The organism is Nocardiopsis sp. LDBS1602, from assembly GCF_035818715.1.
Taxonomy (GTDB): domain Bacteria; phylum Actinomycetota; class Actinomycetes; order Streptosporangiales; family Streptosporangiaceae; genus Nocardiopsis; species Nocardiopsis alba.
In genome coordinates this window covers 43,285-69,726 of the sequence record NZ_JAYLVW010000011.1, presented here as the reverse complement: position 1 = coordinate 69,726, position 26,442 = coordinate 43,285, and the positions used below count along the sequence as shown (strand labels likewise).

The window sequence follows — 26,442 nt, the reverse complement described above, 5'->3', positions numbered from 1 at the left end:
TTCGTTCTCTTCTGAGGATTTCCTCGCCCCGGGCGATGACCTCCAAGCCCGTGGAATACGGCGATCCGGCTCGCCTCCGTTCCCTCCAAGGTAGCGGAGGGGTTTCCGGGAGGTTGACAGCCGAGAGAGCCACAGGTCACACTCCCTATCAATCAACAAGATAAACTATCACTCAATGATAGCTGGTGCATGATGAAGGTAGCCGTTCTGGGACTGGGCGAAGCCGGCGCGATCTTCGCGGAGGCCTACGCCGCCGCCGGTCAGCTGGTCATCGGCTTCGACCCCGCGAGCACGGTGCGGACCCCCGAGGGCGTCGATCGGGCCTCTTCGATCGCGGAGGCGGTGGCCGGGGCGGACGTGGTCCTGAGCCTGGCCACGGCCGCCCACGCGGTCTCCGTCGCCCGTGAAGCCGCGCCCGCGTTGCGGTCCGACGCCGTCTACATCGACCTCAACGCGGCCTCACCGCAGGTCAAGACGGATGTGGCACGTACTGTCGATGGTGCGGCCCGCGTGGTCGACGGGGCCCTCATCGGTTCGGTCGTCAAGTTCGGGTCGAAGGTCGACATCCTCCTCGCGGGCCCCGCCGCCGAAGAGGCCGCTCGGATGCTCCGGGTCGTGGGCGCGAACGCCGAGCCGATCGGCGAGACCGTGGGCGCCGCGTCGGGACGCAAGCTGCTGCGCAGCGTGTTCATGAAGGGGTTGGGGGCGCTGATCACCGAGGCCTTGGACGCCGGACGCGCGGCGGGCGAGGAGGAGTGGATGCGCGAGCAGGTGGCCGCCGCCCTCACGGACGGGACCGCCGCGCTCGAGCGGTTGGACAACGGGACACGGCTGCACGCAGTGCGGCGCTCCCAGGAGCTGGACGCCAGCATCGCCCTGCTGGACGAACTCCACGTGGAGGCCCCGGTGAGCACGGGCGCGGCCGACCGTCACCGGTACCTGGCGCGTGTGACCGACCACCCCGACGAACGACTGATCGACGCCTACGCGACGATCCCCACCGCCGCCATCGGGGACGCGCGGGACCGGCTCGGTTTCCTGTCCTCCAGGATCAGGCCCGTCTGGGCCGGGGCCCGGCTGTCGGGGCGCGCCCTGACGGTGCGGACACGGCCCGGTGACAATCGCGCGTTGCACGAGGCGCTGACCGTCGCCCGCCCCGGCGACGTCCTGGTCGTGGACGGAGGGGGCGACGACTCCCGGGCGCTGTTGGGCGAGCTCATCGCCGAACGCGCCATCAACAAGGGGGTACGCGGGATGGTGATCGACGGAGCGGTCCGCGACGCCGACGAACTGCGCGAACTCGGCTTCCCCGTCTGGTCCGCCGCGATCTCTCCCGCGGGGCCCTACAAGGACGGGCCGGGCCACATCGGTCGCACCATCGCGGTGGGCGGCGCGGTCTGTTCCCCGGGGGACATCGTGGTGGCCGACGGGGACGGCGTGTTCGTCGTGCCCCGCCTGGAGGCCGAGCGGACCCTTGCCGCCGCCCGGCTCGTCCTGGCCGACGAGGCCGAACGCCGCGAGGCGATTCGGAGGGAACGCGCGTGACGATCCCCTCCCCCACCCGGTCGCTCCCCCGAAGCGACACATCGCCCGTCCACGGGCACCAGAGTTCCCCTCCACCGAAAGTCGACCCATGCCGATCGCGCTACTAGCCCTCGCGGCGTTCATCGCCGTGATCATCGTGTGGAACGTCGTGTTCAAGCGGAACATGGGCGAGGCCATGCTGCTCGGACTCGTGGTCACCGCCCTGTTCGCCGGAACACGGGCCCCGGAGTACCTCTTGGGAGGGCTGGCCGACGCCCTCACCCACGACGTGCTCTACGCCGCCCTGGCCTTCGTGTTCATGGCCTACCTCATCGACACGACGGGGCTGATCCAGAAGATCCTGGCCATCCTCAACTCCGCCTTCGGACGCCTCCGGGGCGGCCCCGCGTTCATCGACACGGCCGGTTCCGCCGTCTTCGGGGCCCTGTCCGGCTCCAACTCCGCGAACACCGCCTCCAGCGGTTCCTTCACCGGCCCCTGGATGGTGCGCACCGGGTGGACCCCCACGCGGGCGGCCACCGTGCTCGCCGGCAACGGCGGGATGGGCGCGGCTCTGCCACCCAGTGCGTCGATGGTCATCATGATCGGCTTCGCCGGAGGGATGGTCACCACCGGCCAGGTGTATCTGGGCCTCCTGATCGCCGGGCTGTACCAGATCCTGCTGCGCATCGGTCTGGTCACGTACTTCGTCCGCCGTGACGGTGTCCCCAGGGTGGACGAGCACGACCTGGTGCCGATGCGTACGTCGCTGCGTCAGGGGGCCGGCGCGCTGACGATCTTCCTCGGCGCCCTCATCCCCATCGCCGTCACCGTGGGCCCCCTGGCCACCTACCTCACCGAGGCCACGCCACTGGGCGACGCGGTCGGCGACATCTCCCTGCTGACCTGGATCCCCATCCTCATCATCGGCTTCTCGCTCATCGCCGGTCGGGACCGTCTCCCGCGGACGGTGCGCGGCTGGTCCCGTCTTCTGGACGGCGCCCTGCCGAAGTTCGCGACCATCGGCGCCCTGCTGTTCTTCGCGATCTCCGCGAGCGAGATCCTGGGGCGCCTGGGCCTGGCGGAGGACGTCAACGTCATCCTGGAGTCCCTGCCCGTCGGTTCCACCGTGATGGTGGTCGTCGTCGGCCTGGTGATCACCCTGGTCGCCGGTCCGCTCTCGTCCACGGCCACCCTGACGGCGGTCGGTCAGATCTCCTTCCTCGCGCTGGTCGGCGTGGGGGTCGACCCTCTCCTCGCGATCATCGCGATCCTGGTGTTCGCCTCCACCGAAGGGGCCTCCCCTCCCGCCTCCGGCTCGATCTTCGTCGCCGCGGGTCTGACCGGGGCACGGCCGGAGAGCACCTTCCTGCCGCTCATCGTCTACTACATGATCCCGATCTTCCTGATCGGCTGTCTGATCGGTTGGGGCGTCCTTCCGGTCCTGGGGGTATGACCATGCTCGCTCTCAAGCCCCGGACCTTCGGCGTGGTCCGCGCGCTGTTCAAGGTCGGTCTCGTCTGCTGCCTGGCACTAGGAGCGCTCCTGGTCCTGGGGCAGATGGCCGGAGTCCTCACCCAACGTCCGGACTGGGTGACCGGCGCCTCCGACCTGCTGTTCGTGCCGAGCGTCGGCGCGGCGGCGACCTTCGGTGTCCTCGGTTTCATCTGCAACTACCTCGCGCCGGAGGAGCCGGAGTCCGAGGACGACTGAGGGTCCGGGAAGGGCGGGACGGGGCGCGCCGTCACCCGCCCCGCCCTTCCCGGTGTCGGGGTCAGAGGTCGCGGTCGGGAGCGTCCAGGGCCAACCGATAGCCGCGCTTGACCACGGTCCGGATGATCCGGGGGTCGCCCAGAGCGGTGCGCAGTCGGGCGATGGCGGCCTCCACCGCGTGGGCGTCGGCGTCCTCGCCCAGGCAGGTGAGCAGCCGGGCCCGGTCCAAGACCTGCCCGGGGCGATGCGCCAGAGCTCTCATGACGCGCATCAGGGTGGGAGAGAGCGTGCGGGCGACGCCGTCGACCAGGACGGCGTGACCTCGCGGTTGGAGATGGTGCCCGGCCACCTCCAGAGTGGGGTACCGGGCCGGCAACTCCTCGGCGAGCCTGCGGATCTGGGCGCCGACGCGCGCGCGTTCGGGCCTGACGGTGGGGATATCGTGCGCCACGAGCGGGCGGGCGGTGACCGACCCCACGCACATGGCCAGGACGTCGCCGCGCAGGGCGTGGACCAGGTCGGCCCGGCGGCCGGTGGCGTGGGCCCGGGCGAGCAGTCCGGCCGCGGCGGGGGCGCTGGTGAAGGTGACGGCCTCCGCTCCCCCGGAGACGACGGTCTCGATGAGACGGTCCAGGGCGGCCGTGTCCTCCGGCTCGACCCAGCGGTAGACGGGGACCTCGATCACCTCGGCCCCGGCCAGGCGCAGTGCGGCGGTGAAGTCCGGCAGCGGTTCACCGTGCAGCTGGACCGCCACGCGCAGGCCTCGGACACCTTGGGCGAGCAGGTGGTCCAGGACCTCGGCGGAGGATTCCGAGTTCGGTGACCACTCTTCGGTGAGACCGGCCGCGCGGAGGGCGCCGCGGGCCTTGGGGCCTCGGGCCAGGAGACGTGAACCGCGCATCCCGGTCAGGAGCCGGTCGGCGACGCCCCACGTCTCGCACGCCTCGATCCAACCGCGAAAGCCGATGCCGGTGGTGGCCACGACGATGTCGGCGGGGCGACGGGCGAGTTCGTCGGAGACCGAGGCCAGGCGTCGGTCGTCGCTGATCGGGACGATGCGCAGAGCGGGGGCGGACACGACCCGGGCCCCTTTGCGGCGTAGCAGGGCGCCGATCTCCTCGGCTCTGCGGGCGGCGGTCACGGCCACGGTGAAACCGGTCAGTGGCCCGGAGGGCGTGGCCCCGCTCGCGGAGACGGTGTCGTCGAGGGTGGTGGGGACCGTGTTCACGGGGTCCCCTCCTCGGTGCGGACGGCGATCTGCACCGAGGCGCCTCTCCGTCGTACGGGCCAGGTGGTCAGGCACGTGTGCTCGTCGTCCAGGCCGCGCCCGGTCGACAGGGAGAAGACGTGCTTGAGCATGGGAGAGGCGATGGTGGGCTCCCCCGCCCGGTCGCCGACGATACCTCGGGAGATGACGGCGGCCCCGGTGTAGGGGTCGATGTTGTCCACCGCGTACAGGCGATGGTCACGGGTGCGGAACAGGGCCGCCTGGCGTCCGTCGGGGAGCAGGACGGCCACTCCGTCCTCGACCCCCGGCAGGTGCGCGGGGCAGGCGTCGATCCAGGTCGTGGTCGGCTGGACGGTGGCGGTGATCATCGTGGTCCCTCCTGGGGTCGACGGGCGGGCATGCCCAGGTCCACGGACGCGCCGGCGGGCACGGGCTGGTCGCGGACGGTGGTGAAGTCGATGGTGGGGTCGGGGGCGTGGGGGGCGTTGGCGAAGGAGACGAACCGGGAGAGCTTCTCGGGGTCGGCCAGGACGGCGGCCCACTCGTCGGTGTAGGAGGCCACGTGGCGTTCCATGGCCTCCTCCAGTTCCGCGGCGATCCCGAGGCTGTCGTCGATCACGACGTCGCGCAGGTGGTCCAGGCCGCCTTCGAGGGACTCGATCCAGGGCGCGGTGCGCTGAAGCCGGTCGGCGGTGCGCACGTAGAACATCAGGAACCGGTCGATGTAGCGGATGAGGGTGGGCTCGTCCAGGTCGCCTGCCAGGAGTTCGGCGTGGCGGGGGGTGAAGCCGCCGTTGCCGCCCACGTACAGGTTCCACCCCTGGTCGGTGGCGATCACCCCGAAGTCCTTGCCTCGGGCCTCGGCGCATTCCCGGGCGCATCCGGAGACGGCGGACTTGAGTTTGTGGGGTGAGCGCAGACCCCGGTACCGCTCCTCCAGGCGGATGGCCAGACCCACCGAGTCCTGGACCCCGTAGCGGCACCAGGTGGTGCCCACGCAGGACTTGACGGTGCGCAGGGCCTTTCCGTAGGCGTGTCCGGATTCGAAACCGGCCTCCACCAGACGCGCCCAGACCGCGGGCAACTGTTCGAGGCGGGCGCCGAAGAGATCGATGCGCTGCCCGCCGGTGATCTTGGTGTACAGGCCGAAGTCGCGAGCGACCTCGCCGATGACGATGAGCCGCTCGGGGGTGATCTCGCCGCCGGGGATCCGAGGTACGACCGAGTAGGTGCCGTTGCGCTGGAGGTTGGCCAGGTAGCGGTCGTTGGTGTCCTGGAGGGTGGCCTGCTCGCCCTCCAGGATGTGACCGTTGCCCAGTGAGGCCAGGATCGACGCGACGGCGGGTTTGCAGACGTCGCATCCGTGTCCGGTGCCGTGGGAGGCGATCAGCGCGGAGAAGGTGGAGACGCCGGTGGAGCGGACGATCTCGACGAGTTCGGCGCGCGAACGGGTGAAGTGCTCGCACAGGGCCTTGGACTGTTCGATGCCGGACCGGGCGAGGATCCGCTTCAGCATGGGCACGCACGAGCCGCAGCTGGTGCCCGCCCCGGTACGGGCCTTCAGAGCGGGGACGTCGTGGTCTCCATCGGCGATGACCCGGGAGAGGGCGCCCTTGGTGACGGCGTTGCACGAGCAGATCTGCGCGTGGTCGGGCAGGGAGTCGGCGCCCAGGTCGGCCCCGCCCTCGGGGGTGATCAGGGAGAGCGGGTCGCCGGGGAGGGGGGAACCGACCAGGGGGCGCAGGGCGGAGTAGGCCGAGGCGTCGCCGACCAGGACGCCGCCGAGCAGGGTTCCCGCGTCGTCGGAGACCACGAGTTTGGCGTAGCGGCCGCCCGCGGCGTCGTTGACGACCACGTCCAGGGCCCCGGGGGTACGGCCGTGGGCGTCGCCGAAGCTCGCCACGTCCACGCCCAGGAGTTTGAGCCTGGTCGAGGTGTCGGCTCCGGTGAAGACGGCCTCCCCGCCCAGAAGACGGTCCGCGACGACCTCGGCCATGGCGTTGCCCGGGGCGATGAGGCCGTAGACGGTGCCGCGGTGCTCGGCGACCTCGCCGATGGCGTGGATGCGGGGGTCGTCGGTGGTGCAGGTGTCGTCGATGACGACGCCGCCGCGTTCGCCGATCCGGAGCCCGGCCGCGCGGGCGAGATCGTCGCGGGGACGGACGCCGACCGAGAAGACGACGAGGTCGGTGTCCAGGCGGTCTCCTCCGTCCAGGACCAGGCGGGCCGCCCTCCCCTGGGGGGAGGCCTCGATGGCCGTCGACGCGGTACCGGTGTGGACGTGGACGCCCAGATCGGTGACCAGGGCGCGCAGCAGCGCGGCGGCCCCCTGGTCGATCTGCGCGGGCATCAGGTGGGGGGCGAGTTCCACCACGTGTGTCTCCAGACCCAGCAGGCGCAGGGCGTTGGCGGCCTCCAGCCCCAAGAGCCCACCGCCGACGACCACGCCGGTGCGGGCGTCGCGGGCGGAGGCGATGATGGCGTCCAGGTCCTCGATGGTGCGGTAGACGTGGCAGCCGGGCAGGTCGTGGCCGGGGACGGGCGGCACGAAGGGGGTGGATCCGGTGGCCAGGACCAGACGGTCGTAGCGCAGTCCACGGCCGCGGGCGGTGGTCACGGTGCGGGCGTCGCGGTCGATGGCGGTGACGCGTTCGTCGACGTGCACGTCGACGGTGGGGCCGGAGAGATCTCCCAGGGAGAGGTCGTGGGCGTCGGCGCCGTCGAAGTAGGAGGACAGGGCCACCCGGTCGTAGGCGGTGCGAGGTTCCTCTCCCACGAGGGTGACGTGCAGGTGACGATCGGTGTCACGGTCACGGAGGGCCTCGACGAGGCGGTGGCCGACCATGCCGTTGCCGACGACGACGATCTCTTCCATGGTGTGCGCGGCTCCTCCTGCTACGGGGGCGGACGGATCCCAGACAACCTCTCGAGTGTTTCCGTCGGGTCGGCCGCGTGTGACGCGGTGGTTTCGTTGTGCCGCCATCGCGGTTCGAGGGCGTGTGATGTCACGGGGGCGTGTCGTCACGGCGGGCGCGCCCGGGGCCGGCCCCGGGCGCGCGGTCGCGAGGCGGCGACCCCGACGGATCACCCCGCCGGGGCGCTGCGCATCCCCTCCAGCACGGCCCGTACCTCGCGCACGCATCCACCGCAGCCGGTGGTGGCGCGGGTGCGTTCGGCGATGTCCTCTCGGGTGCGGGCCCCGTCCAGCCACGCCTGTTCGATCTCGATACGGCCGACCGCGTTGCAGCGGCACACCGGCGCGTCCCGTGCCTCCCGAAGACCCGAGGCGGGAAGGGGCGCTCCTTGGAGCAGGGCCAGCCGGTCCGAGGGCACCGGGTCGCCGGTGTCGTAGAGTCCGGCCAGGGTGGCGGCGGCCTCGGGGAAGCCCAGCAGTACCGCGCCCACCACCTTCTCCTCACGGACCGTCAGCTTGGCGTAGCGACCGCCGTAGGGGTCGCTGATCGTCACCGTCTCCGCGCTCGGAGAGCCCTCTTCCTCGTGGACCCGGCCGAACGCGGTCAGCTCGATGCCCTCGGCCTTGAGGCGGGTCAGCGGTCGGGCTCCGGTGTAGGTCGCGTGCGGTGCGGTGCCGGTCAGGCGTTCGGCCAGGACCGCGGCCTGTTCCCAACCCGGCTGGACGAGCCCGGCCCCGCCGCCGGGGTGGCGGGCACAGTCTCCGATGGCGTGCACACGCGGGTCGGAGGTGGCCATGCGGTCGTCCACCACGACACCGTGATCGACCTCGATCCCTGCGGAGGCGGCCAGGTCGGTGTCGGCTCTCACCCCGGCCGCGACCACGAGGGCGTCGCCGGGCAGGACCCGGCCGTCGTCCAGTTCCAGTCCGGAGCCGGGGGTCCAGCGGACGGCGGTCCGACCGGAGTGGACCGTCACGCCCAGGGCGGCGTAACGGTCGGCCAGGATGCCCGCGGCCGCTCGGTCGATCTGGCGGCACATGATCCAGGGCGAGGCCTCCACCACCGACACCCGTACCCCTCGGCCCACCAGGCCGCGTGCGATCTCCAGCCCCAGGACCCCTCCGCCCAGGACCACCATGGGAGCGCCGGGGCGGGCCACCGCGATCAGACGCCGACAGTCCTCCAGGTCACGGAGGACGCCCACCCCCTCCCCCGGTCCTCCCTCCGAAGCGCGCACGCCCGGGACCGGAGGAAGCACGGCGCGTGCCCCCGTGGCCAGGACGAGTTCGTCGTAGGGCAGGCGGGAACCGTCGTCCAGGGTGAGGACGCGTCGTCGGGTGTCCAGGTCCGTGGCGGCCGTACCGGTGCGCACGGTGATCCCCGGCCCCTCGGGTACGGGCAGCCGGATCCGTTCGGCGGTGTGGTCCCCGGCGAGCACACCGGAGAGCAGGACCCGGTTGTAGGCGGTGTGGGGTTCCGCTCCGACCACGCTCACCCGCACGTGTTCTCCGGACGGGTCCAGACGGGCGACCTCTTGGGCGAAACGGGCACCGACCATGCCGTTGCCGACGACCACGATCCGGCGGGGAGAGGTGTTCTGGAGGGTGTTCAACCGTGACCTCCGGGTGTGGGAGCGCCGGTCTCCTCCGGAACGCCTCGGCCGCTCCGGTCCGGCGGGGCGGGTTCCAGACGCACGGCGCTGACCTTGAACTCGGGCATACGGCTGGTGGGGTCCAGCGCCGGATGGGTGAGGTTGTTGGCGGACTGTTCGCCCGCGAAGTGGAAGGGCAGGAAGACGGTGTCCAGGCGGGCCGTGGGCGTCAGACGCACGCGGGCGAGGGTGTGCCCACGCCGGGAGACGACCCGTGCCGTATCCCCGTCGGCCAGCCCGACACGGGCCGCGGTGGCTGGGTGCACCTCCACGTACGCCTCGGGCTCGGCGGCGTCGAGTTCGGCCACACGCCTGCTCTGGGCCCCGGACTGGTAGTGGCCCATCAGCCTGCCCGTGGTGGCCACCAGGGGGTGGCCGGGATCGGTCTCCTCGGCGGGGGGCCGATGGTCGACCGGGACGAGGCGGGCGCGTCCGTCGGGGTGGGCGAAGGAGTCCAGGAAGAGACGGGGTGTGGACTCCTCGGGTGAGCGCACCGGCCAGTACAGCGCCTGACCGTCGGCCAGACGTTCGGGCGTGACCCCGGAGTAGTCGGCGGCCCCTCCGGCGGAGGCCCGTCCGAGTTCGGCCAGGACGGTGTCGGGGTCGGTGGGGAAGCGATCGGCCGGCTGTCCCAGCCGTGCGGCCAGCGAGGAGAGGACCTCCAGGTCGGTCCGGACCCCGTCGGGCGGGGCGGTGGCCCTCTCACGGCGCAGGATCCGCCCCTCCAGATTGGTCATGGTGCCGCGTTCCTCGGCCCACTGGGCCACGGGCAGGACCACGTCGGCCATGGCGGCGGTCTCCGAGAGCACGAAGTCGGCCACCACCAGTAGATCCAGGGAGTCCAGGCGGGCACGTACACGCGCGGAATCGGGGGCGGAGACCACGGGGTTGGAGCCGAACAGCAGAAGGGCGCGTGGCCCGTCGGGGGTGCCCAGGGCGTCGAGGAGTTCGAAGGCCGAACGCCCCGGGCCGGGCAGGGAGTCGGGCTCCACACCCCACACCCGGGCCACGTGGTCACGGGCCTCGGGGTCCTCGATGTGCCGGTAGCCGGGCAACTGGTCGGCCTTCTGGCCGTGCTCGCGTCCACCCTGGCCGTTGCCCTGACCGGTGATACACCCGTAGCCCGAGCCCCGACGGCCCGGTAGTCCCAGGGCCAGGGCCAGGTTGATCCAGGCCGAGACGGTGTCGGTCCCTTTGGAGTGCTGTTCGGTGCCGCGCCCGGTGAGGATGTAGGCGGCGTGGTCTCGGGCGGCCCGGCCCAGCAGGTCGGCGGCGGCACGGATGTCGGCGGCGGGTACGCCGGTGACACGTTCGGTGCGTTCGGGCCACCAGGCGGCGGCGTGTTCCCAGGCGGCGTCGAACCCGGTGGTGCGTTCGGCGAGGTACTCCTCGTCGCACCGGCCCTGTACACGTGCGGCGTGCAGTAGCCCCAGGGCCAGGGCCGTGTCGGTGCCGGGACGGGGCGCCAGGTGGAGGCCGCCCCGATCGAGGGCGACCTCGGCGGTGGCCGAGCGACGCGGGTCGATGACGATGAGGGCGGGCGAGGACAGATGTCCCATCATCGGCGGCATGGTCTCGGCGGGGTTGGCCCCGGCGAGCAGGACCACGTCGGCCTCGGCGACGTCGGTCAGGGGGAAGGGCATGCCCCGGTCCAGGCCGAAGGCCCGGTTGCCCGCGGCCGCCGCCGACGACATGCAGAAGCGGCCGTTGTAGTCGATCTGGGAGGTCGCCAGGGCCAGGCGGGCGAACTTGCCCAGGGTGTAGGCCTTCTCGTTGGTCAGGCCGCCACCGCCGAAGACGGCGACGGAGTCGGGGCCGGCCGCGGCGCGAAGGGCCATGAGGCGTTCGGCGACGTGATCCAGGGCGGTGTCCCAGTCGGTCTCGACCGGATCGGAGTCGCGGTCCTTCCGCAGCAGGGGGCGGGTGAGCCGGTCGGGGACGGTGAGGACCTCGGCCGCGGTCCATCCCTTGCGGCACAGTCCACCCCGGTTGGTGGGGAAGGGGGCCGGGCGGACGGCCGGACGTCCCTCCGGCCCCCGCTCCAGGCGCATGGCGCACTGGAGCGCGCAGTAGGGGCAGTGGGTGATGGTCATCGGGCCGTGGCCCCGACGTTCTCGACGGCGAGGGCGGGGCGCGCGGGGCGACGCATGTACACGGCCCAGGTGACCAGCGCGCAGAGAAGGTAGAAGGCGCCGAAGGCGAGGAAGGCGGGCGCGGTGGAACCGGTCGCGGCGAAGGACTCGCGGAAACCGACGTTGATGCCCACGCCCCCCAGAGCGCCGACCGCGCCGATGAGGCCGAGCATGGAGGAGGCCACGCGTTTGGCGCGGGCCAGGGCCCGGTCCCGGGACTCACCGGCGGCGACGGCGTCCTCGGCGCGGGCCGCGTGGATGGAGGGGATCATCTTGTAGGTGGAGCCGTTGCCCAGTCCGGTGAGGGTGAACATCACCGCGAACGTCCCGATGAACAGGGGTGCCCGACCGGTCTGAACGGCCAGGACGAGCACGGCGGCGCAGGCGGCCATGGCGGTGAACACCCACAGCGTGACGCGGGCCCCGCCCAGGGAATCGGCCAGTCTTCCTCCGACCGGGCGGACGAGGGAACCCACGACCGGGCCCAGGACCGCGATCCCCGCGGCATGGACGGGTTCCAGGCCGAACTGGGCCTGAAGCAGCAGACCGAAGGCGAAACCGGTGCCGATGAACGAGCCGAAGGTGCCCACGTACAGCAACGACATGATCCAGAAGTGGGGGTCACGGACGGCCGACAGGTGAGCGTCCGTCTCACCACGTGGGTGGACGAGGTTGTTCATGGATCGGTGGGCCCACCAGACCGACAGCAGGATCAAGGGCATATAGAAGAGCGGGACCAGGTGGCCCGCCGATGTGGTGAACAGGGCGATGACGGTCAGGCCGACCAGCTGGACGGTGGCGACCCCGATGTTGCCGCCACCGGCGTTCAGTCCCAGGGCCCACCCCTTCTCCCTCTCGGGGAAGTAGGAGTTGATGTTGGCCATGGAGGAGGAGAAGTTTCCGCCGCCCACACCGGCGGTGGCGGCCAGGACCAGGAGTAGCCAGAAGGGGGTGTCGGGGTTCCGGACGAGGAAGAACGCGGCGACCGTGGGGACGATGAGCGCCAAGGTCGCGATGACGGTCCACGTGCGTCCGCCGAAGACGGGCACCGCCAGGGTGTAGGGCACTCGTAGGACGGCACCGACCAGGGTGACCACCGACAGCAACAGGAACTTCTGTTCGGGGGTGGTGGAGAAGCCGTGCTCGGGGATCATGAACAGTACGAGCACCGACCAGATGCTCCACACCGAGAAGCCGATGTGCTCGGAGGCGATGGAGGCCCAGAGGTTGCGGCGGGCCACGTGGCGCCCCGTCTCCTCCCAGAACCGCCGGTCCTCGGGGTCCCAGTGGGAGATCCGGTCCCCGACCGCGCGCGGCGCGCGTCGGCCTGTCTCAGAGGTCACGTCCGGTGCCTTCCTACTCGACGGCTGTCGACCCTACCGAGGGTAGGAAGGCCGTGTTGCCCGGAGATGTCCGTCCGTGAAACACGAGAGACGGCCGGCTCACCCGGCGAGCACGGCCGTGGTGAGCGCGTCCGTCGGCGACGGATGATCCGTCCGGGGTCTCCGTCAACCCTGCTCGCCGTTGACGGCGAGTCTGCGCAGGGTCTGCTCCGAGGCGGTCGTCATCTCGTTCGGGACGCCGAGGGAATCGAGGAATTCGGCGGTGGCCCGCACCTCCTCACTGCGCCGGGAGGCGTGCTTGACGGTCCCACTGAGGAAGCGGTCGACCAGCTCCGCGCCCCCCGTGAGCTGGGAGGCCACCTGTTCGCGCACCCATTCCTCCGCCCCCGCGGCCCTACCGGCCACGACGGCCTCGCACACCACCGAGGCGAGGGGCTTCATCAGGGAGCTGCGCAGGAGCTTGCGCGCCGTGGCCTCGCCCGGCTCTCCGGGCAGGACCTCCACGTCGGCGCCCAGGGACGCGCACACCCGCGCGACCTCGGGGGCGCCCGGACCACTGGCGATGAGGGCGGTGGCGGCTCCTCCGATCGTCATCGGGCCGAGGATGGCCACGTCGGCGAACCGGGCCCCGGTGGCCTGGACCTTCTCGCCGAGAGACCTCATGACGTCGGGGGTGGCGGAGGTGAGGTCGGCGTAGACGGTGTCCGGGGCGAGCGCTCCGAGCACGCTGTCCGCGACGGCGGGAGCGACGGAGGCGGAGGTGAGCACCAGCACCATGCCCGCTCCGGCCACGGCCTCGTGGGCGGACTCCGCGCGCCGGACGCCCTCGGGGGTGTCCGTGGGGCCGGGGTCGAAGCCGGTGACCTCGTGGCCCGCTCCGGCGAGCGCGGTGGCGTAGATGTTTCCGGCCTCACCCAGGCCGATGACGGTGATGCGCATGGTGACCTTTCGTCGTGTGGGAGCCGACGACGGGCCGGGACCGCGCACGAGTGCGCCCGCTCGGTCCGGTCGCCGCTCCGCCGTGGTCCGGCGGGCGGCGTTCCCGATACGGGGTCGGGCGCTGGGCCGGATCACGGAAGGGGGTGCCGCCCACTGAGGGCGGAGGCTGCTCTTCGGAGTTCGGGGACGGCCTGACGCAGGCGGTCCCGGGATGTGTGTTCGGAAGGCCCGGAGACGGAGAGGGCGGCGAGCACCTCCCCGGTCGGGCCGGTGACGGCGACGGCCGCGGCGGCGACGGCGACGTCGCGCTCACCGATGGTCAGGCTGTAGCCGTCCTTATCGATGTCCTCCAGTTCCCGGCGCACCCGCTCGGGATCGAGCGGTTCTCCCGAGGCGTTCGCGCACCCTTCCGACATCGCCACCACGGCGTCCCGCTCGTCCTTGGGCAGGTGGGCCGCGATGACCTTGCCGGACCCCACGTAGAGGGGGAACCAGCGGCCGATCGGAACCTGGTAGTGCAATTGAGGGCTGCCGTCGACCCGCGCCGCGAGCACGCGCTCGAAACCGCTGCGCACGTAGAGGGAGGAGGTCAGCCCGGTGACCGAGGTCAGACTCTGCATGACGGGCCGGGACTGCCGGGTGAGCCGGTCGTTGACCAGGAACCCGTGGGCCATGCGCAGCACGGCCACACCCAGGCGGTAGGTCTGGTTCTCCGCGACCACGAGGCCTCTGCGCTGGAGTACCGCCAGCGACCGGAGCACGGTCGCCGGATGCAGGTCCACCAGGCGGCACAGGTCCACCAGACGCAGCGGAGTCTCGCTGCGCTCCAGGGCCTCCAGGACGTCGAGGGCACGCTCCACACTGCGCACCGTGGGCTGACCCGACGACTCTGTGGCCACTGCGGAACCCCTCAGACTCTGGAGCTGGATGTCCCGCAAATGCTACAGGGCGGCGATCCTGGCCCGAGCCTCCTCCTCGCCGGCGTGCTTGGCCTCGGCCGCCGCGACGATCTCCTCCAGACGGTGTCGAGGGATGACGGTGACCCCGTCGTCGTCGCCCACGATCACGTCACCGGGGTTGACCACCACACGGCCCACGGAGACCGGCACCTGGAGCAGGCCGGGGCCGTTGCGGTAGGGGCCGGCCGGGGTGACGGCGCGCGCCCAGGTCGGGAAGCCGATGGCGCCGAGGTCGTCGGCGTCGCGGATGGCTCCGTCCACGACGAACCCGGCGAGCCCTCGGGCCTTGGCGCGTCTGCCCATGAGGTCGCCGAGCAGGGCCCTGTGCGTGACCGCCTGGCCGTCGATCACGAGGACGTCACCGGGTGCCGCGGTGTCGATCGCCTCGTGGATGAGCTTGTTGTCGCCCCCGGCGGTCATCACCGTGAAGGCCGGTCCCACCACCTTCGCGCCCTTCCAGACGGTCGAGATGGCGGCCTCGGCCACGTACAGGCGGTCGAGCACGTCACCGACGTTGGCCGCGGGTAGCGATCCCAGGCGGCGGTACAGGTCTTCGGGAAGGGGCGTGGTCTGTCCCGTCATGGGATTCCTTTCGAGGGTGCGAGCCGCCGAGTATGTTCAGCGACACGTCTAACATTTCACCTAGCGAAGTTCATTGTCAATGTATGAAAAATTGACAGCTCCTCACACACGAATCGTGACTCTTGGTGATGGTTCGAGGCGGGGCGCCCGCCCTGGATCGGGCCGCGCCCCGCCTCAGCGAGTGGGAGGACCGGCGGGTCAGGCCGCCGGGGTCTCCTGGTCGTCCTTCTGGAGGTAGGAGGCCAGGAACGCGATGACGCCGAAGGTGGACGCGAGGGTCACCGCGGGGACCAGCAGGTGGTCGGACGCCGCGCTGACGAGCCCGGGCAGCGACAGGAGGGTCCCCACCAGCTGCCCCAGCACCATGAGGATCGCGACGAGGAAGAACGCGGCGAACGTCGCGACGAAGAGGACCCGGAGGATGCTCAGCGCGAGGTGGCGCGGCGACTGTTTGCGTTCGGACATCGTGTGCCCCTTTCTGTTCGGGCGGATGGCCGTGCCACCCGCCTGGGACCGCGGTGGATCAGACGACGAAGATGGGCAGGATTCCCCAGCCCACGAGGCAGGCCAGGAGGATGATGGGCACGAGGTAGAACAGGATCAGCGGAACGAAGGTCTTCTCCGCCTTGACCTGCACGATCCCCGAGGCGATGAAGATCGGCGCGGAGGGCGGAGAGGACCCCTCGGTCGAGGCGGCCACCAGCGGCACGACCAGCGCGATCACCGGATCCACACCCACGGCGACGAGGCTGAGGAAGGACACCTGGCCCACGGCGGTGAGGGCGGCGGTCGATGTCAAGGGGATGGAGACGATCGCGATCAGGAGTACGGTCAACGCCACCATGAGGAAAGGCCCGGCGTTGAAGTAGCCCAGCACCTGCTCGACGTCCTCGGCCAGGCCGAGGTCCGCGAGCACACCGCTGGCGGCCATCGCGAAGATCAGCAGCGCGCCGATGGTGCCCAGGCGCGGCATCGCCGCGAGCACGAAGTCGTACCACTGGCGCGCGCTCCCCGGCAGCTCACGGCGGCCGACGATGGCGGCGATGAGGATGATCAGGATCGGGATCCAGGTGATGAGCGAGATGTCACCGAGCGCGTCCCCGAGGCGGTCCGGCGAGCCCAGGTACTCCGAGAGCGGACCGGTGGTCACCGCGATCGGGATGAGGGCCCCGAGGTAGATGAGGGTGGCGGGCCAGCCGGTGCGCCACACCCGACCGAACGGCAGACGGGCCTGATCCTCCGCGGACCGTACGCCGTCCACCCGGATGAAGGCGAACGCCACCACGAGGCGATGCAGAACCTGGTAGAGACCGGTGACCAGCAGGGCCAGGTAGATGTCCCCGGTCGAGACGGCCGCGCCCGCGAAGCCGAGCATGATCACCATGGACGAACTGGGCGGCAGGGCTGCGCCCATGCCCCCGTTGCCCGCGAGGATCGTGGCCGCGCGCGCCCGGCTGAAGCCGTTGCGCACCATCCAGGGCCCGGTGACCGAACCGGTGGAGGCGACGTTGCCCGAGTTGGAGCCCGACAGCGCCCCCATCACTCCGGACGCCACGATGTCCACGTAGGCGGGGCCGCCCCGTAGTCGCCCCAAGGCGGCGTTGAGGATGTCGAGGATCTTGTTGATGAGGCCGGTGCGCTCGATCATGTAGGCCATGAACACGAAGGCCAGCGCGGCGTAGATGACCTCGTTCGAGGTGGTGTTCACGAGACCGGAGACCATCGCTCCGAAGAAGTCCCCTCCCGCGAACAGGCAGGTGGCGATGAAGCCGAGGAACATGGCCTCGCCCATGTTCCTCTTGAAGACGGCGCTCCAGACGATGATGACCGCGATGAAGGCGGCCAAGGCCAAGAGTGCAGAGGGCATGGGAGGCTCCCGAGCTCGGTGATGTGGGGACGGCGTCGCGGATTACGCCGGCGATGGCGCGCACCGCTCGGAGGAATCGAACGGTCGGCCCGATGGGGAGGTCGTCCTCGCCCGCATGTCGACACTTTTCACCTGAATGAAACAACGTTTCAAACAGTGAAGTTTAAGTTCGCTGTGTGAAGTGTGTCCCAGGTTACGTCGAACGTCAACCGTTGGCCGGAAATCTCTTGACCTGCGATGAAGCGGTCACACCACGCACATGACCGAGGGCACGCTCCAGGCACGCGTGGCGCACCCCACCGCGATTCGTTCGGCGAGCGGGGCGCTTCGGGGCCCTGAGGCGGGGGTGGGAAACGGACCGTCCCGCCTCAGGGGACGGGGCCTGACCTCAGTCCGCCCCCCGTTCGGCGATGCTCTCGGCCAGGGCGAGTGTGCGCAGGGCGGCCGTCACCACCGGCGCGTCGATGAAGCGACCATCGGCCAGGGCGATCGCGCCGCCTCCGCGGGCCGACCCGACGGAGGCGCACTCGGCCGCCTCCGCGATCTGGCGGGCACGGGACACCTCCTCCTCGGAGGGGGTGAAGGCCCGCCGGATCACCGGCACCTGGCGGGGGTGGATCGCGGTCCGGCCGAAGAGTCCGATGTCTCGCCCACGCAGGCAGGAGCGGTACAGGCCCTCCGTGTCCCGGACTTCGATGTAGGCCGCCATGCCCGGTGCCGCCAGCCCGGCGGCGGCCGAGGCGACGACGATGCGGGTCCGCAGCCAGGAGAAGGCCTCGTCGCCCCTGAGCCCCAGCTCGGCGGTCAGGTCCGCCTCGCCCAGGGCCAACGAGCGCACGGCGGGGTGCGCCGCGATCTCCGAGACGTTCTCCACCCCCCGCGCGGACTCCAGGAGGCAGTCCACGGGCACGCCCTCACCGACGGCTTCGACGACGAGGTCGACGTCCTCCGCCGACTCGATCTTGGGCACCCGGACCCCGTCCGCTCCCCCCGCCGCCACAGCGGCGGCGTCGAGCGCGAACCACTCGCTGTGCGGCGCGTTGACCCGGACGTGCACCCGCGCCCCGTCGCCGACCGGCTCCGCGCGGCGGGTCTCGAGGAAGTCCCGCACGTGGCGCCGGGCCGCGTCCTTGACCGGCGGCAGGACCGCGTCCTCCAGGTCCAGGATGACCGCGTCCGCTCCGGAGGCCATCGCCTTGGCGAAGCGCTCGGGCCGGTCGCCGGGCACGTAGAGCCACGTGACCAGGGGCGTCTGTACGGCGCTCATCAGATGACCCCCGCTTCGCGCAGCCCGGTCCGGGCCTCCTCGGAGTAGCCGAGCTCCGCCAGCACCTCGTCGGTGTGACGGCCCTTGGGCGGACCCACCCACCGGATCTCGCCGGGGCTCTCGGACATACGGAAGGGCACGTTCTGGACGGCCACGCTCCCGAGCTCGTCGTCCGGGACGTGCACGATCGTCTCCAGGGCCCGGTACTGCGGATCGGTGGCGATGTCGGACGCGTCGTAGATCGGCGCGATGGCCGCCTGCGCCCGGTCGAACTCCTCGATCACCTCGTCCGCGTCGCGCGCGGCGATCCAGGCACCCACGGCCTCGTCGAGTTCGTCGGCGTGCTCGTAGCGGGTGCGGCCGGACGCGAACCAGGGTTCGTCCACCAGGTCCTCGCGGCCCACCAGGCGCATCACGCGCTCCGCGATGGACTGGGCGCTGGTCGAGATCGCCAGCCAGCGGCCGTCCCGGGTCCGGTAGGTGTTGCGGGGCGCGTTGCTGGTGGACCGGTTGCCGGTCCGCTCCGGGATCGCCCCGGTCGCGTGGTAGGCGGTGAGCTGGGGGCCGAGGACCGTGAGGATCGGCTCGATGATGGCCAGGTCGATCACCTGGCCCCTACCGGTCTCCTCACGGTGGTGCACGGCGACCATGACGGCGTAGGCCACGGCCAGCGCCGCGATCCCATCGGCCAGGGCCAGGGGTGGGAGCGTGGGCGGACCGTCCGGCTGCCCGGTCATGGAGGCGAAGCCGCTCATGGCCTCGGCGAGGGTGCCGAAGCCCGGACGGTGGGCCATCGGCCCCTTCTGCCCGAACCCGGTGACGCGGGCGATGATGAGCCGGGGGTTGCGTTCGAGAAGCGTCTCGGGGGAGAGGTTCCAGCGTTCGAGGGTGCCGGGGCGGAAGTTCTCGATGAGGACGTCGGCCTCGTCCAGCAGACGGAGCGCGACCTCCTGCCCCTCGGGCCGGGAGAGGTCGAGCGTGGTCGTGCGCTTGTTGCGGGCCAGCATCTTCCACCAGAGCCCGACCCCGTTCTTGGTGGGCCCGTGCCCCCGGGCGGGGTCGCCGCGACGGGGGTGCTCGACCTTCACGACCTCGGCCCCGAAGTCACCCAGGTAGGTGGCGGCCATCGGACCCGCGAAGAGCGTGGCAGCGTCGACGACCTTCAGGTTGCTCAGTGATCTCATATCAAACAACCTATAAGATATATAAACAGGCGCAAGGGGGTCGCCTCCGACGAACCACCCGGACCCCGGCGGGGTGGGGGCGCCGGGCCTCTAAGCTTGGTTCCATGAACATCGTGTCGACAGGGAGGTCCTCTTTTGTCCGCCTCTGGTAGCGGGGAGACGGCGGGGCTCCCGCGCACCGGGCGCCCCCCGACGAGCAAGGCCGAGTACGTCCACGAGACGCTGCGACACGAGATCGTGAACGGGGTCCATCCCCCCGGCGCCTCCGTCAACCAGGACGAGGTCGCCACCCGTCTCGGGGTCTCCATCACCCCCGTGCGCGAGGCGCTGCGCCGCCTAGAGAGTGACGGCCTGGTGACCTACCGCGCGCACCATGGCGCCACCGTCTCCGCGCTCGGCGTCGAGGCGGCCGAGGAACTCCGACAGCTGCGCGCGGCGGTCGAGGGTCTGAGCGCGCGCCTGGCGGCCCAGCGGATCACCGACGCCCAGCTGGCCGAGCTCACGGAGGTGCACGACCGCATGGTCTCCGGACGCGAATCGGCCGACTCACAGGATCTGGCCCGGGACAGTCACCTGTTCCACCAGATGGTCGCCGATGTGGGAGGCCCCGCCTTCCTGGGTGGACATGTCCGTTCCCTACGGCGCAACAACCCCATCCTGGAGACCGTCTCGCGCTGGAAGGATCCGGCCAGGGCCACCCTGTACCTGAACGCGCACGGGCGGATGTTGGAGGCCTTCGCTCAGAGGGACGGGGCCGAGGCCGAGCGCCTGATGGCCGAGCACATCCTGGCCTCCCCCGGGGGGAACGGCTCCGATTAGGGCCTCCCCAGGACCACGCCGCCGGTCGGACGGCACCCGAACGGAGGGCGCTCCGGGCCCGGGCCCGGAGCGCCCTCCTCGATCATCCGCCCTCGGTGAACCGCAGCCGGTACAGCGCGGACACGGAGGTCGCGATCGCCCTGCACTGGGTGAAGTGCGGCTGGGCGTCCGGGTGCTCGATCGCCTTGGTGAAGTGCTCCTCGCTCTCCCACTGCGCGTAGTTGCACACCTTGGTGCCGTCGAGGCCGACGTGCACGTTGGCCGAGACGAAGCCGGGGAAGTGGCGCATGACGTCCTCCGTCGCCTCGTGCAGGAGTTCCACCAGCCTCTCCTGGTCACGGGGTTCGACCGTGAACGTGTTGATGAGCGCGACGAGATCGCGATCGGTATCGATGACGGCCATGGCGGGCTCCTTGTGTCGTCTTCACCGTGACCCGCGATCTCCACGCGTGATCCGAGCATGTTCGAACACGTTCCGTGACGACCGGGAAGCCGTCCGGGGCCGCCGAGGGGTGCGCCGAGCTCCGCCCAGGGGTCGTGACGCCGGTCGCGGGGGTCGAGGGCGGGCTCGGACAGGATACGACGTCGCAGGTCGGACGGCACGCAGCGTACGTGGGCGAGTCGATCCCGGCCGCGGTGCCGGTGAGGCGAGAGGGGGAGCCTCCCCCACCCCCGGAGGGATGTGACCGGAAGCACGTCGGCGCCGGAAAGCCCGTACCCACCGGCCCGGCGCCCTCTCCGGCACCCCTGTGAACTTCTGTGCCCTGTACCCCTGGTGTTGTCGTTTCCTATCATGTAAACGTTTACACGCACCGTTCTCGACGGTGCCGCCCTGGAACGCACGAAGGAGGTGGGGGACGCGATGGTGGGTATCAAGGACGTCGCCGAGGCCGCGGGACTGTCCGTGGCCACGGTGTCCCGGGCGCTCAACGGGAACCCGTCCGTCAGCGACGCGGCCCGTGAGCGGGTCCTCGCCGCCGCCGACGCCCTCGGCTACCGCCCCAACGTCGTGGCGCGTTCGCTGCGCACCCACCGGACCGGCACGATCGGCCTGGTCATCAGCGACGTCCTCAACCCCTACTTCACCGAGTTGGCCAGGTCCGTGGAGGAGGAGGCCCGGGCGCTGGGCTACAGCGTCATCATCGGCAACGCCGACGAGCGGGCCGACCTGGAGGACCACCACGTCCGCAACCTGCTGGAGCGCCGGATCGACGGTCTTCTCGTCTCCCCCGCCGACGGCCACTCCCCCAGGACCCTGGAGGCGGCCTCGGGCCCCACCCCGGTGGTCTTCGTCGACCGTTGGATCCCCGGGGTCGACGTCCCCGTGGTGCGTTCCGACGGGCGCGGCGCGATCCGGGACCTGGTCGACCACCTGTGCTCGCTCGGTCATCGCAGGCTCGCCATCATCACCGGTCCGACCGCCACGACCACCGGACGCGAGCGGGTGGACGCCTTCCGCGAGACCCTGGCCGCGCACGGGATCCCCCTGCCGGAGTCCTACATCGGCCGCGGCGACTTCCAGGTCGAGAGCGGTCGGCTGGCCACGGAACGCTTCCTGGACCTGCCCGAACGCCCCGACGTCGTCTTCGCCACCGACAACCTCATGGCGCTGGGCGCCCTCGACGCGATCGGGGAGCGCGGCCTGCGCGTGCCCCACGACATCGGTCTGGCCGCCTTCGACGACATCCCGTGGTTCTCGCACACCGATCCGCCGATCACGACGATCTCCCAGCCCACGGCGGAGCTGGGACGGGTGGCCGTACGGGCGTTGGCCGACCTCGTCGAGGGCGGGGCCGCCTCCTCCACGGTCCTGCCCGCCCATCTCGTCGTACGCCGCTCCTGCGGCGAGCCCGATCCCCGAACCCCGAGCGGAGGAGCCGCACGTGAGTAGTCCGGACGAACTGCTGCGCATCGAGGGGGTGCGCAAGGCCTTTCCCGGGGTGGTCGCCCTCGACGAGGTCGACTTCGACCTCCGTCGCGGCGAGGTGCACGTCCTCCTGGGCGAGAACGGGGCCGGCAAGAGCACCCTCATCAAGGTGCTCTCCGGTGCCCATCGCCCCGACCGGGGGCGTGTACTGGTCAGGGGCGAGGAGGTGATCATCCGTGACGCCCAGGACGCCGCGCGGCTGGGCATCGCCACCATCTACCAGGAGTTCAACCTGGTCCCCGACGTGACGGTGGCCGAGAACATCTTCCTGGGACGTCAGCCTCGACGTTTCGGGCTCATCGACCATCGCCGCATGGAGGCCGAGGCGGCCCTGCTGTTGGACCGGGTGGGCGTGGACGTGTCCCCGCGCGCCAAGGTCCGCGGTCTCGGTATCGCCCAACTCCAGATGATGGAGATCGCCAAGGCGCTCAGTCTGGACGCCGGGATCCTCATCATGGACGAGCCCACGGCCGTGCTGACCACCGAGGAGGTCGAGCGGCTCTTCGCGATCGCCCGAAGGCTGCGCGACGAGGGCGTGGGCATCGTCTTCATCACCCACCACCTGGAGGAGATCGCCGCGCTCGGCGACCGTGTGACGGTACTGCGCGACGGCCGTTCGATCGACCGGGTGGCGGCGTCCACGCCCCAGGACGAGCTGGTGCGCCTCATGGTGGGTCGCGACATCGAGGAGCAGTACCCGCGTGAGCGCCCCGAGGCGGGCGAGCCGCTGCTGAGCGTGCGGGGTCTGACCCGGGCCGGTCGTTTCCACGACATCGACCTGGACGTACGGGCCGGCGAGGTCGTCGGACTGGCCGGTCTGGTCGGCGCCGGACGCACCGAGGTGGCCCGCGCCGTCTTCGGCGCCGACCCCTACGACTCGGGAACGGTCGAGGTCCTGGGCCGACGGATCCCCGGCGGCGACGTGAACGCGGCCATGGGCGCGGGTCTGGGGCTGGTGCCCGAGGACCGCAAGGGCCAGGGCCTGGTGTTGGACGCCTCGGTGGAGGAGAACCTGGGCCTGGTCACCCTGGGCCCGACCAGCCGGGTCGGGTTCGTGGACCTGGCCGGGCAGCGGGCCTCGGCCCGGCGGATCGCCGGCGAACTCGGTGTCCGTATGTCCGGCATCGACCAGCACGTGCGCACGCTCTCGGGCGGCAACCAGCAGAAGGTCGTCATCGGCAAGTGGCTGCTCGCCGACTCCAAGGTGCTGATCCTCGACGAGCCGACCCGGGGCGTCGACGCCGGCGCCAAGGTCGAGATCTACCGTCTCGTCAACGAACTGACCGCCTCCGGTCACGCGGTCCTGATGATCTCCAGCGACCTCCCCGAGGTCCTGGGGATGAGCGACCGGATCCTCGTCATGGCCCAGGGCCGCGTCACCGGTGAGCTCTCCGCAGAGGAGGCCACGCAGGACGCCGTGATGTCCCTGGCCGTCGCCACCGACCCCGAAGAGAACGTAGTGGAGGGCCGGAATGGCCACTGACACAGCAAAGAGCGGCGGCGCCCGGTCCGTCGTCGGCCGTTTCCTGTTGGAGAACGGGGCCCTGACCGCGCTGGCCGTCCTGGTCGTGGTCATGTCGCTGCTCTCCGGCGACTTCCTGACCGCGCAGAACCTTCTGAACGTCGGTGTCCAGGCGGCCGTCATCGCGGTCCTGGCCTTCGGCGTCACCTTCGTCATCATCTCCGGCGGGATCGACCTGTCGGTGGGGTCGGTGGCGGCGTTGTCGGCGACGGCGCTGGCCTTCCTCGCCGCGATCGACGGGGTGCCGATCTGGCTGGCCGTGGTGTTGGCCGCCGCCACGGGTACCGCCTGCGGTCTGGTCAACGGGGCCCTGATCGCCTACGGCAAGCTTCCGCCGTTCATCGCCACTCTGGCGATGCTCTCCATCGGACGCGGGCTCTCCCTGGTGATCTCCGAGGGCAGCCCGATCGCGCTGCCGGACCCGGTGGCCCGTCTGGGCGACTCCCTCGGCGGCTGGTTCCCCGTCCCCGTGCTGATCATGCTCTTGATGGGTCTGGTCACCGCCGTGATCCTGCGTCGGACCTTCACCGGGCGCGCGATGTACGCGATCGGCGGCAACGAGGAGGCGGCCCGCCTGTCCGGGATCCGGGTCGAGCGGCAGAAGCTGGGCATCTACGCGCTCTCGGGTCTGTTCGCGGCCGTCGCCGGTGTCATCCTGGCGGCCCGTCTGGCCTCGGCCCAGCCGCAGGCGGCCCAGGGTTACGAGCTCGACGCGATCGCCGCCGTCGTCATCGGCGGCGCCAGCCTCGCCGGTGGTGTGGGCACCGCTCTGGGCACCCTGATCGGCGCGCTGATCCTCGCGGTGCTGCGCAACGGCCTCAACCTGCTCTCGGTCTCGGCGTTCTGGCAGCAGGTCGTGATCGGTGTGGTCATCGCGCTCGCCGTCCTGTTCGACACGTTGCGCCGCCGTTCCGGTGGCGCGGGCGGTGGTCCGGGCGCGGGCGGTCCGGGTGTCGGCGGTGGTCGTCGCGGGGTCCGTCTCGCGCTCGCGGCCGCGGTCACCGCGCTGGTCGTGGGGGCGCTGTCCTTCCTGGTCCCGAACTCCTCCTCCGACGGCCCCCGGGTGGGGATGTCGCTGTCGACGCTCAACAACCCGTTCTTCCTCCAAATGCGCGACGGCGCGCAGGAGGAGGCGGACGAGGCCGGGGTGAACCTGATCGTCACCGACGCCCAGGACGACGCCTCGCAGCAGGCCGACCAGATCCAGAACTTCATCAGCACCGGCGTCGACGCCATGGTGCTCAACCCGGTGGACTCCGACGCCTCCGGTCCCCCGGTGCGCGGCGCCAACAACGCCGACATCCCGGTGATCGCCGCCGACCGCGGTGTCGAGGGCGCCGAGGTGGAGACCCTGGTCGCCTCCGACAACGTCGAGGGCGGTCGTGAGGCGGCCCGGGTGATGGCCGACGCGCTCGGTGAGGAGGGTCGGATCGTGGTGCTCCAGGGCACCCCCGGCACCTCCGCCAGCCGTGAGCGCGGGTCCGGTTTCGCCGAGGGGATCGCCGAGTTCCCCGACATCGAGGTCGTCTCTCAGCAGCCCGCGGACTTCGATCGTTCGCGCGGTCTGGACGTGATGACCAACATGTTGCAGAGCAACGGCGACGTGGACGGTGTCTTCGCGGAGAACGACGAGATGGCCCTGGGCGCGGCCGCGGCGCTCTCCTCCGCGGGGAAGGAGGCCGTGGTGATCGGCTTCGACGGCACCCCCGAGGGAGTCGACGCGGTCGGTGAGGGCGTCCTCTACGCCACCATCGCCCAGCGGCCGGCCGAGCTGGGTCGGGCCGCCGTGCGCAACGCGATCGCCGTGATCGAGGGTGAGCGGATCGAGGAGACCGTGAAGGTGCCGGTGGAGGTCGTCACCGAGGACAACGTCGACGACTTCTCCTGACGTCGTCTCCCGTCGCGGGCCCCGTCCACCAGGGCGGGGCCCGCGGTGTGTCCAGGGTGTGGACACACCGTTGTCAGGCCGTCGCGCCCTGATTAGCATGACCCGGGCCACACCCGGACCGGTCCCCTCCCTCGCCCCGGGGTCCGGTGAGAACGTTCGGAGCCCCCGTGAGACCACGCGCCCTCGTCGTCCCCCTGTTGTCGGTGTCCCTCCTCGCGGGTTGCGCCTCCCCGAACGCGGAACCCTCCGGGGAGGCCGCCGACGAGAGCCGTCTGGACCGGGTCCTGGAGGCGGGCGTGATCCGGGTGTGCACGACCGGCGACTACCGTCCCTTCACCTATCTCGACCCGGAGACCGACGAGTTCGTCGGCATCGACGTGGACATGGCGCGCGATCTGGCCGACGACCTGGGTGTGGAGGTCGAGTGGGTCCAGACGAGCTGGGACGACCTGATGGAGGACTTCCTCGCCGACTGCGACATCGCGGTGGGCGGCATCTCGATCAGTACCGACCGCTCCCGTCAGGTGTACTTCTCCGCGCCGGTGATGGAGGACGGCAAGACCCCCATCACCCTGTGCGAGAACATCGACGACTATCGGACGATCGAGCAGATCAACCGGCCCGGGGTCCGTTCGATCATGCCCAGCGGCGGCACCAACGAGATCTTCGCCGAGGAGCACTACCCGGAGGGCACGCTCATCCGACACGACAACAACACCGTCTTCGACGAGATCGTGGCGGGCAACGCCGACGTCATGACCACCGACGCCTCCGAGACGCTCTGGGTGGCCAACGAGTACGAGGAGCTGTGCGCCGTCCATCCGGAGGAGCCCTTCGACTACTTCGAGAAGGCGTTCATGCTGCCCCGAGGCGACGAGGTGATGAAGCACTACGTCGACCAGTGGTTGAACATCGCCCTCCACGACGGGACCTGGGACGAGGCGGTCGAGCCCTGGTTCGGCCCCGACGTGGAGCTGTGAGC

22 protein-coding genes are annotated in these 26,442 nt (G+C 71.0%); 8 read left to right on the top strand and 14 right to left on the bottom strand.

Annotated elements, in window-relative coordinates; genetic code table 11:
• Positions 1–189: 189 nt before the first annotated feature.
• From U9J66_RS23525 to U9J66_RS23515, 3 genes are all read left to right on the top strand, one after another.
• A complete protein-coding gene (locus tag U9J66_RS23525) occupies positions 190–1,545 on the top strand; it encodes an NAD(P)-binding domain-containing protein (RefSeq protein WP_161110225.1) in 1,356 nt (451 codons plus the stop codon).
• An 88-nt stretch (positions 1,546–1,633) separates the two neighbouring features.
• The gene (locus tag U9J66_RS23520) at positions 1,634–2,980 is read left to right on the top strand and encodes a TRAP transporter large permease subunit (RefSeq protein ID WP_326338779.1); all 1,347 of its coding nucleotides are present in this window, start codon (positions 1,634–1,636) and stop codon (positions 2,978–2,980) included.
• Between the two features lie 2 nt (positions 2,981–2,982).
• On the top strand, positions 2,983–3,237 hold the full coding sequence (locus U9J66_RS23515; RefSeq protein ID WP_234305847.1) for a hypothetical protein: 255 nt from the start codon (positions 2,983–2,985) through the stop codon (positions 3,235–3,237).
• Positions 3,238–3,298: 61 nt separating this feature from the next.
• Here U9J66_RS23515 and U9J66_RS23510 read toward each other — a convergent pair whose 3' ends face one another.
• From U9J66_RS23510 to U9J66_RS23450, 13 genes are all read right to left on the bottom strand, one after another.
• Positions 3,299–4,465, bottom strand: a complete 1,167-nt coding sequence (locus U9J66_RS23510) for a uroporphyrinogen-III synthase (RefSeq protein WP_326338778.1) — start codon at positions 4,463–4,465, stop codon at positions 3,299–3,301.
• Positions 4,462–4,833 carry a nitrite reductase small subunit NirD gene (nirD, locus tag U9J66_RS23505; protein WP_326338777.1) on the bottom strand — a complete coding sequence of 124 codons (372 nt, stop codon included), beginning with the start codon at positions 4,831–4,833 and terminating at the stop codon, positions 4,462–4,464. Before nirD ends, U9J66_RS23510 begins: the two co-directional genes overlap by 4 nt.
• A complete protein-coding gene (gene nirB, locus U9J66_RS23500; RefSeq protein ID WP_326338775.1) occupies positions 4,830–7,340 on the bottom strand; it encodes a nitrite reductase large subunit NirB in 2,511 nt (836 codons plus the stop codon). Before nirB ends, nirD begins: the two co-directional genes overlap by 4 nt.
• Before the next feature lie 209 nt (positions 7,341–7,549).
• Positions 7,550–8,992, bottom strand: coding sequence for an FAD-dependent oxidoreductase (locus U9J66_RS23495; RefSeq protein WP_326338773.1), 1,443 nt, complete (start codon positions 8,990–8,992; stop codon positions 7,550–7,552).
• Positions 8,989–11,124 carry a molybdopterin oxidoreductase family protein gene (locus tag U9J66_RS23490; protein WP_326338772.1) on the bottom strand — a complete coding sequence of 712 codons (2,136 nt, stop codon included), beginning with the start codon at positions 11,122–11,124 and terminating at the stop codon, positions 8,989–8,991. The genes U9J66_RS23495 and U9J66_RS23490 overlap by 4 nt, the downstream gene beginning before the upstream one ends.
• On the bottom strand, positions 11,121–12,506 hold the full coding sequence (locus tag U9J66_RS23485; protein ID WP_326338771.1) for a nitrate/nitrite transporter: 1,386 nt from the start codon (positions 12,504–12,506) through the stop codon (positions 11,121–11,123). The genes U9J66_RS23490 and U9J66_RS23485 overlap by 4 nt, the downstream gene beginning before the upstream one ends.
• Before the next feature lie 165 nt (positions 12,507–12,671).
• The gene (locus U9J66_RS23480; protein ID WP_017535024.1) at positions 12,672–13,445 is read right to left on the bottom strand and encodes an NAD(P)-dependent oxidoreductase; all 774 of its coding nucleotides are present in this window, start codon (positions 13,443–13,445) and stop codon (positions 12,672–12,674) included.
• Between the two features lie 131 nt (positions 13,446–13,576).
• Positions 13,577–14,344 carry an IclR family transcriptional regulator gene (locus tag U9J66_RS23475; protein WP_026125085.1) on the bottom strand — a complete coding sequence of 256 codons (768 nt, stop codon included), beginning with the start codon at positions 14,342–14,344 and terminating at the stop codon, positions 13,577–13,579.
• A gap of 42 nt (positions 14,345–14,386) precedes the next feature.
• Positions 14,387–14,986: an RraA family protein gene (locus U9J66_RS23470; protein ID WP_014908729.1), complete on the bottom strand. Its 600-nt coding sequence runs from the start codon at positions 14,984–14,986 to the stop codon at positions 14,387–14,389.
• Positions 14,987–15,184: 198 nt separating this feature from the next.
• Positions 15,185–15,451, bottom strand: a complete 267-nt coding sequence (locus tag U9J66_RS23465; protein WP_017535022.1) for a membrane protein — start codon at positions 15,449–15,451, stop codon at positions 15,185–15,187.
• Between the two features lie 58 nt (positions 15,452–15,509).
• On the bottom strand, positions 15,510–16,853 hold the full coding sequence (locus tag U9J66_RS23460) for a TRAP transporter large permease subunit (protein WP_017535021.1): 1,344 nt from the start codon (positions 16,851–16,853) through the stop codon (positions 15,510–15,512).
• Between the two features lie 388 nt (positions 16,854–17,241).
• The gene (locus U9J66_RS23455; RefSeq protein WP_017535020.1) at positions 17,242–18,120 is read right to left on the bottom strand and encodes an HpcH/HpaI aldolase/citrate lyase family protein; all 879 of its coding nucleotides are present in this window, start codon (positions 18,118–18,120) and stop codon (positions 17,242–17,244) included.
• Entirely contained in the window at positions 18,120–19,304 is a 1,185-nt protein-coding gene (locus U9J66_RS23450; protein ID WP_017535019.1) for a CaiB/BaiF CoA transferase family protein, read from the bottom strand. The genes U9J66_RS23455 and U9J66_RS23450 overlap by 1 nt, the downstream gene beginning before the upstream one ends.
• Before the next feature lie 135 nt (positions 19,305–19,439).
• Here U9J66_RS23450 and U9J66_RS23445 point away from each other — a divergent pair, with 135 nt between their 5' ends.
• Positions 19,440–20,123 carry a GntR family transcriptional regulator gene (locus U9J66_RS23445; protein ID WP_017535018.1) on the top strand — a complete coding sequence of 228 codons (684 nt, stop codon included), beginning with the start codon at positions 19,440–19,442 and terminating at the stop codon, positions 20,121–20,123.
• An 82-nt stretch (positions 20,124–20,205) separates the two neighbouring features.
• On the opposite strand, the gene U9J66_RS23440 is transcribed toward U9J66_RS23445, so the two are convergent.
• A complete protein-coding gene (locus tag U9J66_RS23440) occupies positions 20,206–20,526 on the bottom strand; it encodes an antibiotic biosynthesis monooxygenase family protein (RefSeq protein ID WP_014908423.1) in 321 nt (106 codons plus the stop codon).
• A 459-nt stretch (positions 20,527–20,985) separates the two neighbouring features.
• Between U9J66_RS23440 and U9J66_RS23435 the strand changes: the two genes are divergently transcribed.
• The 4 genes from U9J66_RS23435 to U9J66_RS23420 all read left to right on the top strand — a co-directional run bounded on the left by U9J66_RS23435 (position 20,986) and on the right by U9J66_RS23420 (position 26,440).
• Entirely contained in the window at positions 20,986–22,014 is a 1,029-nt protein-coding gene (locus U9J66_RS23435) for a LacI family DNA-binding transcriptional regulator (protein ID WP_014912817.1), read from the top strand.
• Positions 22,007–23,533 carry a sugar ABC transporter ATP-binding protein gene (locus U9J66_RS23430; RefSeq protein ID WP_326338768.1) on the top strand — a complete coding sequence of 509 codons (1,527 nt, stop codon included), beginning with the start codon at positions 22,007–22,009 and terminating at the stop codon, positions 23,531–23,533. Before U9J66_RS23435 ends, U9J66_RS23430 begins: the two co-directional genes overlap by 8 nt.
• Positions 23,523–25,460, top strand: coding sequence for an ABC transporter permease/substrate-binding protein (locus U9J66_RS23425; protein ID WP_161110231.1), 1,938 nt, complete (start codon positions 23,523–23,525; stop codon positions 25,458–25,460). Before U9J66_RS23430 ends, U9J66_RS23425 begins: the two co-directional genes overlap by 11 nt.
• A gap of 167 nt (positions 25,461–25,627) precedes the next feature.
• Entirely contained in the window at positions 25,628–26,440 is an 813-nt protein-coding gene (locus U9J66_RS23420; RefSeq protein ID WP_326338766.1) for a transporter substrate-binding domain-containing protein, read from the top strand.
• Positions 26,441–26,442: the final 2 nt, after the last annotated feature.

What these genes read in the sequence shown, in the direction of transcription:
- U9J66_RS23525 (WP_161110225.1), top strand. Translation starts at nt 190, where the DNA reads ATGATGAAGGTAGCCGTTCTGGGACTGGGCGAAGCCGGCGCGATCTTC.
- U9J66_RS23520 (WP_326338779.1), top strand. Translation starts at nt 1,634, where the DNA reads ATGCCGATCGCGCTACTAGCCCTCGCGGCGTTCATCGCCGTGATCATC.
- U9J66_RS23515 (WP_234305847.1), top strand. Translation starts at nt 2,983, where the DNA reads ATGCTCGCTCTCAAGCCCCGGACCTTCGGCGTGGTCCGCGCGCTGTTC.
- nirD (WP_326338777.1), bottom strand. Translation starts at nt 4,833, where the DNA reads ATGATCACCGCCACCGTCCAGCCGACCACGACCTGGATCGACGCCTGC.
- nirB (WP_326338775.1), bottom strand. Translation starts at nt 7,340, where the DNA reads ATGGAAGAGATCGTCGTCGTCGGCAACGGCATGGTCGGCCACCGCCTC.
- U9J66_RS23490 (WP_326338772.1), bottom strand. Translation starts at nt 11,124, where the DNA reads ATGACCATCACCCACTGCCCCTACTGCGCGCTCCAGTGCGCCATGCGC.
- U9J66_RS23480 (WP_017535024.1), bottom strand. Translation starts at nt 13,445, where the DNA reads ATGCGCATCACCGTCATCGGCCTGGGTGAGGCCGGAAACATCTACGCC.
- U9J66_RS23470 (WP_014908729.1), bottom strand. Translation starts at nt 14,986, where the DNA reads ATGACGGGACAGACCACGCCCCTTCCCGAAGACCTGTACCGCCGCCTG.
- U9J66_RS23465 (WP_017535022.1), bottom strand. Translation starts at nt 15,451, where the DNA reads ATGTCCGAACGCAAACAGTCGCCGCGCCACCTCGCGCTGAGCATCCTC.
- U9J66_RS23460 (WP_017535021.1), bottom strand. Translation starts at nt 16,853, where the DNA reads ATGCCCTCTGCACTCTTGGCCTTGGCCGCCTTCATCGCGGTCATCATC.
- U9J66_RS23455 (WP_017535020.1), bottom strand. Translation starts at nt 18,120, where the DNA reads ATGAGCGCCGTACAGACGCCCCTGGTCACGTGGCTCTACGTGCCCGGC.
- U9J66_RS23450 (WP_017535019.1), bottom strand. Translation starts at nt 19,304, where the DNA reads ATGAGATCACTGAGCAACCTGAAGGTCGTCGACGCTGCCACGCTCTTC.
- U9J66_RS23440 (WP_014908423.1), bottom strand. Translation starts at nt 20,526, where the DNA reads ATGGCCGTCATCGATACCGATCGCGATCTCGTCGCGCTCATCAACACG.
- U9J66_RS23435 (WP_014912817.1), top strand. Translation starts at nt 20,986, where the DNA reads ATGGTGGGTATCAAGGACGTCGCCGAGGCCGCGGGACTGTCCGTGGCC.
- U9J66_RS23425 (WP_161110231.1), top strand. Translation starts at nt 23,523, where the DNA reads ATGGCCACTGACACAGCAAAGAGCGGCGGCGCCCGGTCCGTCGTCGGC.